The 15,305-nt window shown below is 61.2% G+C and carries 13 protein-coding genes and 1 other RNA gene; 3 read left to right on the forward strand and 11 right to left on the reverse strand.

Annotated elements, in window-relative coordinates; genetic code table 11:
- Window positions 1–324: 324 nt before the first annotated feature.
- A complete protein-coding gene (locus C9E81_RS15080; protein WP_122113196.1) occupies window positions 325–1,023 on the forward strand; it encodes an aspartate/glutamate racemase family protein in 699 nt (232 codons plus the stop codon).
- Between the two features lie 78 nt (window positions 1,024–1,101).
- On the opposite strand, the gene C9E81_RS15085 is transcribed toward C9E81_RS15080, so the two are convergent.
- The 10 genes from C9E81_RS15085 to C9E81_RS15130 form a co-directional block, all read right to left on the reverse strand.
- Window positions 1,102–1,479 (reverse strand): hypothetical protein, encoded by a 378-nt coding sequence (locus C9E81_RS15085; protein WP_147457605.1) that lies wholly within the window; start codon window positions 1,477–1,479, stop codon window positions 1,102–1,104.
- A 135-nt stretch (window positions 1,480–1,614) separates the two neighbouring features.
- Window positions 1,615–3,312, reverse strand: coding sequence for an alpha/beta hydrolase (locus C9E81_RS15090; RefSeq protein ID WP_208021194.1), 1,698 nt, complete (start codon window positions 3,310–3,312; stop codon window positions 1,615–1,617).
- A 117-nt stretch (window positions 3,313–3,429) separates the two neighbouring features.
- Window positions 3,430–4,200 carry a squalene/phytoene synthase family protein gene (locus C9E81_RS15095; RefSeq protein WP_122113198.1) on the reverse strand — a complete coding sequence of 257 codons (771 nt, stop codon included), beginning with the start codon at window positions 4,198–4,200 and terminating at the stop codon, window positions 3,430–3,432.
- Window positions 4,197–5,579 (reverse strand): cysteine--tRNA ligase, encoded by a 1,383-nt coding sequence (gene cysS, locus C9E81_RS15100; RefSeq protein WP_122113199.1) that lies wholly within the window; start codon window positions 5,577–5,579, stop codon window positions 4,197–4,199. The genes C9E81_RS15095 and cysS overlap by 4 nt, the downstream gene beginning before the upstream one ends.
- A gap of 29 nt (window positions 5,580–5,608) precedes the next feature.
- Window positions 5,609–6,832 carry a glycosyltransferase gene (locus C9E81_RS15105; protein WP_122113200.1) on the reverse strand — a complete coding sequence of 408 codons (1,224 nt, stop codon included), beginning with the start codon at window positions 6,830–6,832 and terminating at the stop codon, window positions 5,609–5,611.
- Window positions 6,832–8,454 carry an ABC transporter ATP-binding protein gene (locus C9E81_RS15110; protein WP_122113201.1) on the reverse strand — a complete coding sequence of 541 codons (1,623 nt, stop codon included), beginning with the start codon at window positions 8,452–8,454 and terminating at the stop codon, window positions 6,832–6,834. The genes C9E81_RS15105 and C9E81_RS15110 overlap by 1 nt, the downstream gene beginning before the upstream one ends.
- 20 nt (window positions 8,455–8,474) lie before the next feature.
- The gene (locus C9E81_RS15115) at window positions 8,475–9,578 is read right to left on the reverse strand and encodes an ABC transporter permease (RefSeq protein ID WP_122113202.1); all 1,104 of its coding nucleotides are present in this window, start codon (window positions 9,576–9,578) and stop codon (window positions 8,475–8,477) included.
- Entirely contained in the window at window positions 9,578–10,654 is a 1,077-nt protein-coding gene (locus C9E81_RS15120) for a microcin C ABC transporter permease YejB (RefSeq protein WP_122113203.1), read from the reverse strand. Before C9E81_RS15120 ends, C9E81_RS15115 begins: the two co-directional genes overlap by 1 nt.
- A 107-nt stretch (window positions 10,655–10,761) precedes the next feature.
- Window positions 10,762–12,627: an extracellular solute-binding protein gene (locus C9E81_RS15125; protein ID WP_122113204.1), complete on the reverse strand. Its 1,866-nt coding sequence runs from the start codon at window positions 12,625–12,627 to the stop codon at window positions 10,762–10,764.
- 147 nt (window positions 12,628–12,774) lie between these two features.
- Window positions 12,775–13,317 carry a c-type cytochrome gene (locus C9E81_RS15130; RefSeq protein ID WP_122113205.1) on the reverse strand — a complete coding sequence of 181 codons (543 nt, stop codon included), beginning with the start codon at window positions 13,315–13,317 and terminating at the stop codon, window positions 12,775–12,777.
- Window positions 13,318–13,437: 120 nt separating this feature from the next.
- Here C9E81_RS15130 and C9E81_RS15135 point away from each other — a divergent pair, with 120 nt between their 5' ends.
- Window positions 13,438–14,283 (forward strand): prephenate dehydratase, encoded by an 846-nt coding sequence (locus C9E81_RS15135; protein ID WP_122113206.1) that lies wholly within the window; start codon window positions 13,438–13,440, stop codon window positions 14,281–14,283.
- On the opposite strand, the gene C9E81_RS15140 is transcribed toward C9E81_RS15135, so the two are convergent.
- Entirely contained in the window at window positions 14,278–14,715 is a 438-nt protein-coding gene (locus C9E81_RS15140; RefSeq protein WP_243698679.1) for a hypothetical protein, read from the reverse strand. The genes C9E81_RS15135 and C9E81_RS15140 overlap by 6 nt on opposite strands.
- A gap of 348 nt (window positions 14,716–15,063) precedes the next feature.
- Here C9E81_RS15140 and ffs point away from each other — a divergent pair.
- Window positions 15,064–15,162: signal recognition particle sRNA small type (ffs, locus tag C9E81_RS15145), an RNA gene on the forward strand.
- Window positions 15,163–15,305: the final 143 nt, after the last annotated feature.

Below are 15,305 nucleotides of genomic sequence, written 5' to 3' on the forward strand. Positions count from 1 at the left end.
GCTTCTCCGGAAGGATCGCCCGGTCTCGTCTTTTCACCCGTCACTCGGCAAGGCGCGTCATCTGCCCACCCTCCGATTCAGCGTCTCCAGAATGAAGCGATCAGAGGTATTGTCAATCTTTTTGTTCACAATTTATGTTGGCAGTGAAGAGAATTGCATGCTCGGAACAACCCGGATCTTCGTGATTTCTATTTATATAATTGAATTTTAAAGAATAAAATTACAATCCGGAATTACGCGGAGATGACAGCCATCAAGGGTGATATGATTTTTCTTGATTGTTCACAATTATTGTTGTCAATGAAGTGACTCGAGGAGCCACGCATGAAACTGGTTGTCATTAATCCCAACTCCACCCAATCGATGACAGACAAGATCATCGCCTCGGCCAGGGCCGTGGCGGGACATGGCATCGAGATCGAGGGCCGCACGGCTCACGGCGCCCCAGCCAGTATCGAGGGGCATTTCGACGAGGTGATGTGTGCCGCCCATCTGCTGCGCGAGGTCCGGGAGGCCGAGACAGCCGGTGCGGACGCTATCGTGGTCGCCTGTTTCGACGACCCTGCCATCGGCGCCTGCCGCGAGATCGCGACCGGTCCGGTTCTGGGGATCTGCGAGGCGGGGATAAAGGCGGCCAGCATGATCGCCACCTCATTCTCCATCGTGACCACCCTGCCCCGCTCGGTGCCCATCATCGAGGCGCTGGTGCGTGAATACGGTCTTGCGCATCTTTGCCGCCGCGTGCGTTCGGCAGAGATCCCGGTGCTGGCCCTGGAAGAGCACGGCTCGAATACCCGCCGCCTCGTTCGCGACGAAATCCGCCGCGCCGTCGAGGAAGACGGCTGCGAGGCGGTGGTATTGGGCTGCGCAGGCATGTCCGACCTGACGGAATGGCTTAGCCGGGAAACCGGGGTTCCGGTCATCGACGGCGTCACCGTTGCCACGAAATTCGCCGAAGCGCTGGTGGGGTCCGGACTGGGCACCAGCAAGTTCGGCGCCTATGCGACGCCCAACCGGAAATAAGACCGCTTCAGCCGGACATATCCGGCCGCGAACCGCATATCAGGCATATCGCCCGCGCGACCGCGATCGCCCGGAATCCTAACGACCGACCTCCACCAGCCAGCCATTGCTGGCGGCAACAAGGCCCGCGCAGAAGCCGGGATCGTTGTAGGGAATGCGATCCAGCATCTGTTCGACCGCGGAATCCGCGCCCGCCTCTGCCGAAGCGATAAGCGCATATGCCTCGGGAGCGGCGCTGGCTTTCAGGGACCACCACAACTCATCGATCTTGGCATCCGCCGCGGGATTTGTCGCGACTCCATCGCATTTATAGGCAGCAGCCCGATAGACGCCGTGCTCCGCAAACGCCTCGGCTGCATTCTGCATGTCAAACCGCGAAGCAACGAACGCTGTGGCCGGGGGAACGGCCAGGGCGAGGGTAGCAGCGGTGGCAGCCAGGATTGTAGAATACATCATGGGACAGACCTCCACTTCATGTACCATTCTCATGGCTATCAGATGGGGGTCGGCAGGGCCTTGTTTAAGAAGGCAAGTTGACCCGAAGGTCAGGCACCCGCCGTGCGATCACCGGCCAGCATGGGTTATCCGCGCTCATTTCCAATGTTCGTAAATCGCCTTCAACCGCTCGATCTCTTCGTCCGACCAGCCCTTTGGCGCCGTTACCGCCACCCAGGCATCGATATAGTTCTCGGGCGCATAGCGGTGGCCGTAGCCAAGGGGAACCTTCACCGCCGCCGCCATATCGACAGTCAGTTGAAAGAGCGTCACGATCGGATACCAGCGCAACTCGTGCGAGACATCGGGACCGCGCGGATAATCCATCCATGCGGGCTCGCGGTAGAGCGCCTCGGGATCGAAGAAAGTCACGGGATCGCTGGCATATTGCAGGTAGACATAGCGAATAGGTCCCCAATGGGCATCCGGCAGATCCAGCGTATTCCACTGGTTCATGAAGCGTATGACGGAACCCTCCCTGAAAATCGGCAGCCATGCCGGAGAGGTCGGCTTGCGGTTCATGGTGATGTTTTGCCACCGCTCGCTGGCAAAAGGCGTCCCGGCCCACAAGGCGCCTTGGAACGGATCTCCGACGACGTCGTAGATATCCGCCGATAGCTGGGAGTTCAGCGCCCCGAGGCTCAGGCCATAGAGGTAAAGCTTCGGGCGGTCATCCTTGGGCAATTCAGTCCAGTAGGTATAGATCTTGTCGAACAGTATCTGGGCGGTTTCCTTGCCGTAATCGGGCTCCACCAGCAGCGACAGCCAACTTGCGAGATAGGAATACTGGACCGCGACCGTCGCGACATCGCCGCGGTGAAGATATTCGAGCGGATTGATCGCCGCCTCATCGACCATCCCGGTCCCGGTCGGCGTGGCGATGACGAGAACCGAACGCTCGAATGCCCCCACGCGCCTGAGTTCCTGCAGCGCCAGTTCCGCACGCTCCTCGACCGTGTCGGCGGAATTCAGTCCGACATAGACCCGTATCGGGTCAAGCGTCTCCTCGCCGCTGAAAAACGTGCTCAGATTCGCGCGTCTCGGCCCCCAGGAAACGAATTGCCGGCCGGCCCTTCCCAACTCGTCCCAATCGAGCAGGGATTCCGCGCTTCCGGTTCGGACCGGATTGACCGGTGCGCTTACATTGCTTTCCACCAATGCATCGAATTTCTGATAGGACGCGTTCGCCAGCCGCATCCCGTATTTGACCAGGACGCCATTGATCAGCGACCAGAAAATAGCAACGGCCAGCATCAGGCCGATCAGGTTCGAGATCCGTCTCGGGATACGGCGCTTGAGCCAGTTGGACGAAACATGGATCGTCAGCCGAAACAACACGCCAAACGCGTGCAGGATCATGAAAACCGCGATGGCGACCGCGCCGACCGCAAAGGGGCGCGCATTGTTGACCGGCTCCATCTCCATCATGATCCGGATGGAATCCTGCCATTCCGAGGCGCGCGCCAGAAAAACCAGGGCAATGATTGCACATATCACCGTGGCGACCAGTGTGATGACCGCCTCGACAAGCTGGCGGGGCTCGGGGAGTTCGAGATAGGCCCAGAGCCATTGCCCCAGGACCCCCGCCGCGTAGCCGACGGATAACGAGACACCCGAAAGAACCCCCTGCATCAGATATGTGCGGGGAATCAGGCTGGGGGTCAGCGAAGCCGCAAAGAAAAGCGTGGCCGTCAGGAGCCCTGGCGTCGAGAACAGCTTTTCCAGCCTGAGAAGCCAGGTCAGGGGGATCTTGCCATATCTGACCATATTCCCATGTGGATAATCATGTTTCATGACCGGACCTGCTCAAACAGGCAAATACCTCCTGCTATCTACCGTGGACCGTGCCGGATCATTGTCAACCCTTGCCGCATTTAATGGCGGATTGAGGATCTTTCCCGCCGGTCCCGGTCAGCGCCACCAGCGCCCGGTCAGCGCCAGCCACGCCAATGATGCACGGCGCTGAAATGGCGTTATTTCAATGTTATGGCTGAAACAATTAATCTTTCCATCCGCAGCCAGGGTCAGAAACATCGCCGCGCGGGGGCCAGGATAGAGTGCCGCCGCCGCCGATCTAGTGATGACACGGCGACTGCGTGCGGCCCGGCGCAACGCGTCGCGGCCCAGCCCGGCCAGTTCCCGCGCATCACTTTCTTGCGCCCCGGCGAGACCCAGCCCCAACGATTGCAATTGCGGCAGCGCCCGCAGCCATGCGGCCAATCCCGCCCCGAGCGCCTGATCCGCCACGACCTCGCGCGCGCTTTCCGGGACCCCGAGTCTCAAGGCCGCTTGCCACATCAATGCCCCCGCCGTCTCTTGGACATAGCTGACGACCTGCGCCGGCGACGAGAATGCCTGCCGCTCGCAATCCCGCCGCCGCGCCTCGGCCAATGCTGCCAGATCACCGGCCCGCGCGCCCCACGCATCCCAAAGCGGTGTCAACACGTCATGCAGGGGCGGAGCGGTGCCGTCCCCCATCTCGGCCAGCCGGTCGATCCACCATTGCAGGCGCATCTCCGCCAGCATGGGCTCGGCGGATTGGAACGGCGTCCGGGCAATTTCGAGATTCAGCGCATAAAGCGTGATCAGCGCCGGACGATCTTCCGGAGCGGCCGTCAGCACCGCCCCGAAACGGTCGGGATCGTGCTCGCGCAGGGCCTCGGTGCAGGCTTGCAGTGTCACGCGCCGACCGAGCGGGCAAGCTCGGACAGTTTCGCCGCGTCATAACCCGCCGTCAGCGACCATTCCGCGCCCTGCGCCGTATCCTTGACCTCGACTCCCGCCGCCTTGAAGCCGTCGCGGATCGCATCGGCCCGCCCGAAATCGCGCGCCTTGCGGGCCTCGGCCCGCGCGGCCAGCAGCGCCTCGATCAGCATGGCCGCATCCTCGCCCGCCTCGGCCCATGCCCCCATCTGCGGCAGCAACAGCCCCAACATATAGGCCGAGGCCAACAGGGCAGACGCATCTCCCTGCCCGGCCAACTCGTGCAGCACCGCGATGGCGCCTGCCGTGTTCAGATCGTCGGCAAGCGCATCGATAACGGCGGGCGCGGGGCTTGATGCGGGCTCGATACCCGCGACAAGCCCGCGCCAGCGCCGAAGCACCGCTTCGGCCTCTTGCGCCTTGGTTTCCGTCCAGTCCATCGGCTTGCGGTAATGGGTCGAGAGCATGACGAAGCGGATCACCTCGCCCGGCACGCCGCGATCCAGCAGATCGCGCACGGTAAAGAAATTGCCCAGGGATTTGGACATCTTCTTGCCCTCGACCTGCAGCATCTCGTTATGCAGCCAGACACGCGCGAAATCGCCATCGGGATGGGCGCAGCAGCTTTGCGCGACCTCGTTTTCGTGATGCGGGAATTGCAGGTCGATGCCGCCGCCATGGATGTCGAATGACGGCCCCAGCAGCGCCGCCGACATGGCCGAGCACTCGATATGCCAGCCCGGACGCCCGCGACCCCAGGGACTGTCCCAACCCGGCGTATCGGCATCCGACGGTTTCCACAGCACGAAATCCATCGAGTCGCGTTTGAACGGCGCCACCTCGACCCGCGCACCAGCGATCATGTCATCGACAGAGCGCCCGGACAGCCGCCCGTATTCCGGAAAGGAGCGCACGTCGAACAGCACATGCCCCTCGGCCACATAGGCGTGGCGGCGCGCGATCAGGGTTTCGATCATCGCCACCATCTGCGTGATGTAATCGGTCGCGCGGGGCTCGTGATCCGGACGGTCAGCGCCAAGCGCATCCATGTCGTCGTGATACCACTGAATCGTCTCTTCGGTGATGTCGCGGATCGTCCGGCCGGTTTCCGCGGCACGGTCGTTGATCTTGTCCTCGACATCGGTGAAGTTGCGCACATAGGTCACATGGCCTGCGCCATAGACATGCCGCAGCAGCCGCACCAGCACGTCGAACACCAGCACCGGCCGCGCATTGCCCAGATGCGCCCGGTCATAAACCGTCGGCCCACAGAGATAGAGGCGGATATTCCGGTCATCCAGCGGCGTGAAGATTTCCTTCTTCCGCGTGCGGGTATTCGTCAACCTGATCTCGACCATGATTTGCCTCATCTGCCAGCCGGCAGGGTTTAGCGCATCGGATCAAAGCTTTCCACCCACTCGATTTGCCGGGGCAAGCTTTGAAGCTGCAGATCATAGCCATCGCGGATGGTCTGCCGGGCCGCGCGGCGCAGGGCTTCGCCCTCCGGATCGCCCTCCAGACCGCGGACCAGGGCCGAAGACAGCGCCGGCACGTCAAAGAACGGCACCAGCCGCCCGTTCTCGCCGTCGCGGATCAGTTCGCGCACCGGGTCGGTATCCGAGGCGACGATATAGGCCCCGGCGGACATCGCCTCGGTCAGCGACCAGGACAGGACGAACGGATAGGTCAGATAGCAATGCACGCGGGCAAGCTGGATCAGCGACATATATTGCCCGTAAGGCAGCCGCCCGACAAAATGCACCCGGTCAGGGTCGAGCCGGTCGCCCAGTTCGGCCAGCATGACCTCTTTCCAGCTTCGTCCGTCACCCGGTGCCTTGCCATAGCTGACCCCGTCGCCGCCCACCAGCACCACCTGCGCCTCAGGGCGGGCGGCCAGCACGTCGGGCAATGCGCGCATGAAGACGTGAAAACCGCGATAGGGTTCCAGCGAGCGCGAGACAAAGCTGAGCACCTCGTCCCCGGCCTTCAGTTCCCTGCCATTGGGCAATGTCAGGCTTGCGTCAGGATCGGGGCGGGCACGCTGCGTGTTGATGCCGTCATGGATCACGGTGATCTTCTGCCGCAATTCGGGCGGAAAGCTGTCGGCCTGGTAATGCGTGGGCGCAATGGCCGCATCCGCCTGCACGATCCCCTGGATCAGATGCGCCGAACGCGCCACGGTCATGAAGCGGGCCTCCAGACTGTCCGGCGCGAATTCGGGATCGAAACCGACATCCGCCCCTTCGGTGCGATACATCAGTTCGGCATAGATGAGCAGTTTCGCCTCGGGCCAGATCTCGCGCAGGAACAGCGTCTCGCCCCAGCCCGAATGCCCGATGATGACATCCGGCGTGAAGCCATGATCGTCGCGCAGTGCCCGCGCCCCGCGCGCGGCCATCAGCCCGCGTTCGGCATGGGTCGAATAGCTGCGCCCGAGGATGCCATCGCTCTCGATCTTCTTCGGCTTCCTGTAGCGGACCGTGTTGACCGGTGAAGGATTCTTGTTGTCCGCATCGGTCAGCGCCAGGACCTCATGTCCGCGACTGGCCAGCGCGGGGGCAAGGTGGGGGAACTGACCGGGAAAATTCTGGTGTATGAAGAGTATCTTCATCAATCGCGATCCGGGAAGGCGGCTTTCAGCAAGGTCCGGGTATAGTCGCTTTTCGGGCGCTCGAAAATATCGCTGGCGGCACCTTGTTCGACCACCTCTCCGGCGCGCATCACCATGATCTGGTGCGACATGGCGCGAACCACGCGCAGGTCGTGGCTGATGAACAGGAAGGCAAGCCCGTATTTCCGCTGCAACTCACGCAGCAGATCCACGATCTGAACCTGCACCGTCATGTCCAGCGCCGATGTCGGCTCGTCCAGAACGACCACCTTGGGCCGCAGGATCATGGCCCGGGCGATGGCAATGCGTTGCCGCTGCCCACCGCTGAACTCATGGGGATACCGGTGCATCATGTCAGGGTTCAACCCCACCTCGACCATGATTTCGGCGACCATTTCGCGGCGGTCCCGGCCCGGCTCCACCCCGTGCACGCCCAATCCCTCGGCGATGATCTGCTCGATCGTCATCCGCGGCGAGAGGCTGCCATAGGGATCCTGGAAGACGATCTGCATGTCGCGCCGCAAAGGCCGGAGGCGCCTGCCGTCCCAAGCCGCGATATCCTGCCCCATGAACAGGATCGGGCCATCGCTTTCGATCAGCCGCATGATGGCCAGCGCCAGCGTTGTCTTGCCGCTGCCCGATTCTCCGACCACGCCCAGGGTCTCGCCCGAGCGGACCGTCAGCGTCGCGCCGTTCACGGCCTTTACATGCCCCACCGTGCGGCGCAGCAGCCCGCGCTGGATCGGGAACCAGACCTTCAGGTCCTTTGCCTCGACCATCACTTGCGCATCGCTTGCGACCGGACCGGCGACACCGGCGGGCTCGGCTGCCAGCAGCTTTCTGGTATAGTCATGCTGCGGATCGGCAAAGATCGACTCGACCGGTCCCTGCTCGACGATCTCGCCATCCTTCATGACGCAGACCCGGTCGGCGATACGGCGCACGATGCCAAGGTCATGGCTGATGAAAAGCAGGCTCAACCCCTCGGCCTGTTTCAGCTCCGCCAGCAGGTCGAGGATCTGCGCCTGGATCGTCACGTCCAGCGCCGTCGTCGGCTCGTCAGCGATAAGCAGTTCCGGTCCGTTGGCCAGTGCCATGGCGATCATCACCCGCTGCCGCTGCCCGCCCGAAAGCTGGTGCGGGTAATCGGCCAGGCGCGACTCGGGGTCACGGATGCCGACGCGGTTAAGCAGCTCCACCACCCGCGCCCGCGCCTTGGCTCCGGTCAGTCCCTGGTGCAGCCTGACGCTTTCGGAAAGCTGTTTTTCCAGCGTGTGCAACGGGTTCAGCGAGGTCATCGGCTCCTGGAAGATGAAGCTGATATCGTTGCCCCGGATATCTCGCAGAACCTTGTCCGGAGCATTGATCAACTCGCGCCCCTCATAGTGAACCGAGCCACCGACCTCTGCGGCATCCCCCAGAAGCCGCACCGTGGACAGCGCCGTCACCGACTTGCCCGAACCGGATTCGCCGACCAGAGCCACGGTTTCGCCCCGCTTGATGTGAAAGCTGACGCCCTTCACGGCGGGCACAAGTTGCCCCTCCTGCCGAAAGCCGATGCGCAGATCACGCACGCTCAGCACCGCGTCGGACGGATGCGCCGTGGATTGCGCAGGGGACATGAGGGTTTCCGTGGCAGCACTCATTTGAAGGTCTTCCGGGGGTCGAACGCATCCCGCACGCCCTCGAAGATGAAGACGAGGAGCGACAGCATGACGGTAAAGGTGAAAAAGGCGGTAAAGGCCAGCCATGGTGCCTGCAGGTTCTGCTTGGCCTGCAGAGCCAGTTCCCCGAGCGAGGGGGCCGAGGCGGGCAGCCCGTAGCCGAGATAGTCCAGCGCGGCAAGGCCGCTGATCGTGCCGGTCACGACGAAGGGCAGCATGGTCAGCGTGGCGACCATGGCATTGGGCAGGATATGGCGGAACATGATCTTGCGGTCGGAAACGCCAAGCGCGCGCGCCGCGCGGACATATTCGAAGTTCCGCGCCCGCAGGAATTCTGCCCGCACAACACCGACCAGCGCGGGCCAGCCGAAGATGATGGTGACAAAGACCAGCAGCCAGAAACTTCGCCCGAGGATCGCGAACAGGATGATGATGACGTAAAGCCCCGGCGTCGAGGCCCATATCTCCAGCAACCGTTGAAAGATCAGGTCGGTGCGGCCGCCGAAATAGCCCTGTATGGCTCCGGCCGCGATGCCGAGGCTTGAAGCGATCACCGTCACGATCAGCGTGAACAGGATCGAGGTCCGGAAGCCATAGATCACCCGCGCCAGAACATCACGGGAAGTGTCATCGGTTCCCAGCAGATGGTTGCCGTCCGGCGCGCTCGGCACGGTGCCGACATCGTTGATCGTCCTGTAGTGATAGGGAATCGGCGGCCAGATCATCCAGCCCTGCTCGGCCTCGGGAATATCGCTGCTACCCGATTTCACCGCCGCGATCATGCCTTCGGGATCGTCCCAGCAGGCCTCGCGCCCACCGGTCACGATCAGGCATTGCACCGCCGGATCGCTATAGATCGCCTCGGTCTGGAAATCGCTGCCGAAGGTGCTTTCGGGATAGAATTGCGTCACCGGCCAATACAGTTCGCCCCGGTAGCTCACCACGATGGGCCGGTCATTGGCAACGAACTCGGCGCACATCGCCACGACGAACAGCACCGAAAAGATCACCAGTGACCAGAAGGCCCGGCCATTGCGGCGGAAATTGCGCAGCCGGCGGCGGTTCAGTTCCGACAATGCCATCAGCCATCCCTCGATTCGAAGTCGATCCGAGGATCGACCAGGACATAGGTCAGGTCGGACAGGATGCCGACGATCAGGCTAAGCAGGCCGAACACGTAAAGCGTGCCGAATATGAGCGGGTAGTCGCGTTTGACCGCCGCCTCGAAACCAAGCAGCCCGAGCCCGTCCAGCGTGAAGATATTCTCGATCAGGATCGAGGAACCGAAAAACGCCCCCAGGAAAGTCGCCGGAAATCCGGCGATCACGATCAACATCGCGTTGCGAAAGACGTGCCCGTAAAGCACCCGCCGCTCGGTCAGGCCCTTGGCACGGGCGGTCATGGCATATTGCTTGTTGATCTCGTCCAGAAAGCTGTTCTTGGTCAGGAGCGTCAGTGTCGCGAAGGCCGAGATCGAGGTCGCGATCACCGGCAAGGCCGCATGCCATGCATAGTCCTTGATCTTGCCCCAGGTGGACAGATCGGCGAAATTCTCGCTGGTCAGAAAGCGCAGTGGGAAGATCTTCCAGTAACTGCCGCCGGCGAACAGCACGATCAGCAGGACCGCAAACAGGAAAGCCGGGATCGCATAGCCCATGATGATCACGCCCGAGGTCCAGCTGTCGAAACGTGATCCGTCCCTGATCGCCTTGCGTATCCCGAGTGGAATCGAGATCAGATAACCCAGCAATGTGGACCAAAGGCCAAGCGTGATTGAAACCGGCAATTTGTCCAGGACAAGATCGATCACGCTGGTGCCGTAGAACCAGCTTTCCCCGAAATCGAAGCGCAGGTAATTGCCCATCATCATCAGGAAGCGCTCGACTGGAGGCCTGTCGAAACCGAATTCCTTTTCAAGCTGTTCTATGAACTCGGGAGGCAGGCCATAAGCCCCCTTGTAGAGTTCCTCGGAACCGCCACCGGCCTCGGAGCCACCGCCGGAGATATTGGCAAAAACATCGCCCTCGCCCTGCACCTGTGCCGCAATCTGTTCAATCGGGCCGCCGGGCACGAATTGCGTCAGCGTGAAATTGACCAGCATGATGCCGATCAGCGTGGGGATGATCAGCAGCAAACGCCGCAGGATATAGGCACCCATCAGCCTGTCCTTCTGCCCGCCCCTTGGGACATTGCGGACCTTGGCGGTCCTGTTCGGTTGTCACGTCTTCTGGGCAATCCCGCGCCGGAAATCAAGCGATTTGCCCGTCAGCGCAGCACGCCCGCCTTACGCAGTTTCTCGGCCTTCTCCTTGTCGTACCACCAGAAATCCAGCTCTCCCAGATCATATGGCGGCAAGGTTTCGGGACGCCCATACTGGTCGTAATAGGCGACCAGGTGGCTGGCGTTATACCATTGCGGGATCCAGAAATGGAGGCTGCGAAGCGCCCGGTCCAGAGCATGGGTGCGCGTGGTAAGTACGTCTTGCGTATCGGCACGCTCGACCTGCTTGATCAAAGCATCAATGGCCGGGTTGGCCAGCCCCATCACGTTAAACACATCTCCGACATTGGCAGAGCCGAAATATTGTTGCAGGCCAGCGCCGGGTATCGCACTTTGCCCCAGATGGTCCGAGATCATGTCGAAATCATGGCTGCGCTTACGGTTCTCGTATTGGGCATTGTCCACCCGGACATTGCGCGCATCGATCCCCAAGGCACGCAGATTCTGCACGAAAGGATTGATGACGCGGTCGAAAGTCTGGCTGTCGTTCAATATTTCCAGCGTCAGGGGCTCGCCCTCGCTGTTGCGCCGGATCCCGTCTTCGCCGACCGTCCAGCCCGCCTCGTTCAGCAATGCCGCAGCTTCGCGCATGTTGCGACGGTCAAGCTGACGCTCGCCGCTGACCGATGGCATTGCCACCTCATCGGTCAGGATCCCTTGCGGTAGATCCTTGACCAGCGGCTCCAGCAGTTCCAACTCGCCTTCCGAAGGCGTTCCCGTCGCAGCTAGATCGCTGTTCTCCCAGAAACTGTTAATGCGGCTGTACAACCCGTAAAACAAAGCGTCATTCGACCACTCGAAGTTGAACATCAACCCGATCGCCTTGCGCACGCGAATATCCTGCCAGTTCTTGCGGCGTAGGTTCAGTACCCATGTCTGCCCATTGGCGATATTCCCGTCTGGCAGTGTTTCCTTGACGACCGAGCCATTCTCCAGCGTCGGGAAATTATAGCGCGTAGCCCAGATGATGCTGCTTACCTCGCGCCGGAAGGTATATTCGCCAGCCTTGAATGCCTCGAACGCTGCATCGTAATCCGAGAAATACTCAAAGCGGATACGGTCGAAATTATGGCGCCCTATGTTGATTGGCAGGTCTTTGCCCCAGTAATCGGGATTGCGGCGGTAGGTGACATTGCGGCCAAGATTGGCACTGTCGAACATGTAGGGACCCGACCCGATGAAAGCTTTGCTCATCGGCTGCTCCAGATCACGCTTGTTATCGGAGAAATCCTTACGGCTGAACACCGGCAGCCCGCCAACCGACTGGATGACGTCGCGGCGCGGATAGTCCGGGGTGAAGATGAACTTGATCCGGTGGTCATCCAACACTTCGGCCTTCGCGACCTGCTGCTTTATGACAACCCGAAAGGATGACAGTCCCTTGTCGCGCAATGTCTCATAGCTGAACAGCACGTCATGCGCGGTCAGCGGGGTGCCGTCGCTGAACTTTACCTCGGGCCGCAGGTTGAAGATCACCCAATCGCGACTTTCGGGATATTCAAGGCTTTCGCAAAGCAGGCAATAGGCAGCACCGACCTCATCCGCAGTGCCGGTCAGGATCGGTTCCAGCATTACGGAGGACAAAACCGCCCCACGTCCCCGAAAGGTGAACGGATTATAGTTGTCGAATCCCGAGGCATTCGGGATTGCTTCAGAGATCTCCCCGCCTTTCGGCGCGTCGGGGCTTACATATGGCAGATGCTTGAAATCCGCAGGCAGATTCAATTCGTCGAAAACTCCGATCCCATGCGACCTGATGATCTTTTCGTCGCCCTTGCCCGACTCCTGCGCCAAAACCGGGGATGTCACGTTTCCCAATGCAAGGGCGGCGATCAGGACGAAATGGCGCATCGGCGGACTCCAGCAGTGAATGGTTGAGCGTCACGCTAGGCGAGTAGCCGCCCGGGGATCAAGCCGCGTTTTCGTGAACACACCCTGCGGGCGCAACAAAAAAGGCGCGGGCAATGCCGCGCCTTGAACAGTAAAAGCGTGATGATCCTACTGAACGCTTTGCAGATAGGCGATCAGATCGGCCCGGTCCTCGGGCTTTTTCAGGCCGGCAAAGGACATCTTGGTGCCGCTGACAACGCCTTTCGGATCGGCCAGGAATTCCTGCAGCGCCTCGGGCGTCCATTGCGGCGCCTCTCCGGCATGGGCGATCATCGCGTCCGAATAGGCAAAGCCGCCGACCGAGGCCACATCGCGCCCCACCACGCCGTTCAGATGCGGGCCGACGCCGTCGCTGCCGTCAAGCTTGTGGCAGGCCTTGCACTTGCCGAATGCCTTTTCCCCGGCGGCGGGATCGGCAGCCTCCATCAATGCGGCAAAATCGATCTGCTCTTCCTCGCCGCCGCCTTCGCCACCCTCTTCGCTTTCGGGCACGGGGATGGAATAGGCCTGCGCGTGTTCTTCCCCTTCCCCGCCGTGACCGGCGGAGCCGACGTGATAAAGGCTGCTAGCCGCCCAGTTTGCCAGAAGCAGAAACAGAAGTGCGCCGATCAGCGCGCCGGCTGCCTTCGTCACGGTCATGGTATCGAACATCGCGTGCGGTCCCCGATTGGTAAGCTCGTCAATTCCGGCTTTGTCTATCCGCTTTCGCTTTCCGGGATCAAGGTATAGTTACCCCGCCAATAGCTAAAATTCGAATATCGGAGCGCCGACATGACGACCAACCGCATCGCATTCCAGGGCGAACCCGGCGCCTACAGCCACGAGGCCTGCCGCAAGGCCCGCCCTGATATGGAGCCCCTGCCCTGCCGGACCTTCGAGGACGTGATCGAGGCGGTGCGCGCCGGAGAGGCCGAGCTGGCCATGCTCCCGGTCGAGAATTCGACCTATGGCCGGGTCGCGGACATCCATCATTTGCTACCCGAATCCGGCCTGCATATCATCGACGAGGCATTCGTGCGGGTTCATATCAGCCTGCTCGCCCTGCCCGGCACGCCGCTATCCGAGATCCGCGAGGCGATGAGCCACACCGTCTTGCTGGGGCAGTGCCGTGGTTTTCTGCGCGAGCACGGGATTCGCGGGATCACCGGCGCGGACACCGCCGGATCGGCAAAGGAAGTGGCCGCCCGCGACAATCGGTCGCTGGCAGCGCTTGCCGCCCCGCTGGCCGGTGAAATCTACGGGCTGGATCGGCTGGCCGATCAAATCGAGGACCGGCAGAACAACACCACCCGCTTTCTGCTCATGTCGCGCGAACCCGATCACAGCCGCCGCGCCGAGGAAATGCTGACCAGCTTCGTTTTCCGGGTCCGCAACATCCCCGCCGCGCTCTACAAGGCGATGGGGGGATTTGCTACAAATGGCGTCAACATGACCAAGCTGGAAAGCTACATGGTCGATGGCGTCTTCACCGCGACGCAGTTCTATGCCGATATCCAGGGACATCCCGACGATCCGGGCGTCCAGCGCGCCTTGGATGAGCTGCGCTATTTCACCTCGATGCTGAATATCCTGGGCGTCTATCCTGCCGATCCGTTGAGGAAAACACAGGAATCATGAGCCGGGAACGGGAATTTCCCCCAACTCGCCCACAAGTTCCCTGATCCTCTTGTCAAAGCGCCGGTCCAGCCGCGCCTTGCCCAGCTTGGCCGTTTGCAGCATCAGCCGCGCGCGCATGTTGCGCGGGCGGATATCGGCTTCGTAGACCAGCCGCGAGCGTGTCTGGCTCAGCGCGATGACGGTGGTATCGATCGTCAGTTCCAGCGCCTCGGATTCGCCCGACATGGTGACACGCTCCGGACGGTCGAACCGCAGCACTTCCAAACGCAGTGCCCGTTCTTTCCCGCGCCAGTCGAACGCGATGTCCCAGCCTATCCCGGTGCCGGGTTCCTTGGCGGGATCGATCCGCGATACGCTGGCGCCGCGCTGGATCAGAGACTGTTCGAGCCGATTGAAGTCACTAACCCTGTCAAACAATTGCGGAGCCGGCATGTCCGCATCAATTCGTGTTGAAAATTTCATAAAGGACCGTCCAGATCGTCTACCGGAATGCAGGAGCCTATGTGCCACCTCCGGCTGCTGATAGTCCATCCCCGGCGAACTGTTCAACCATGTCGTCAGCATTGCCGTCATCCATCATGTGTCAATATTGTGTTTATAATCCGTTTTTGATCTGTTGAGAGCCTCTCCATTATCACAAGTTTTAGTATAATCCGTCGTAATCGCGGGTTCTTGCTCGGCTGCTTTCCGCCGATGCCGCGTAAATGGACATGTCTGACCATCCGCAGCCCCATGACCGGGCAGGGTTGCATCATCGGCCGTTGATGCTTAGACAGGTGGTGAGAGGTTGGCGCGGGCAGGCGCCTCGCCAACCCGGTCAGGTCCGGAAGGAAGCAGCCGTAACGAGTCCCGCTTGGGTCGTTGTCCAGCCTCTCACTTTCACCTCACTTGAACCTTTTACTCCGTAAAATCCCTTTTCGCAGGGATTCCGGCTGCCGCGGCCTTCGCGGAGTTCAACTTATCGGTGCTTGATCTGCCTGCAATTCCCGCCTAGGCAACCCCTGCCGAAACATGGGGGCAAC

Origin of the sequence: Paracoccus alkanivorans (assembly GCF_003697785.1) — a bacterium.
Taxonomy (GTDB): domain Bacteria; phylum Pseudomonadota; class Alphaproteobacteria; order Rhodobacterales; family Rhodobacteraceae; genus Paracoccus; species Paracoccus alkanivorans.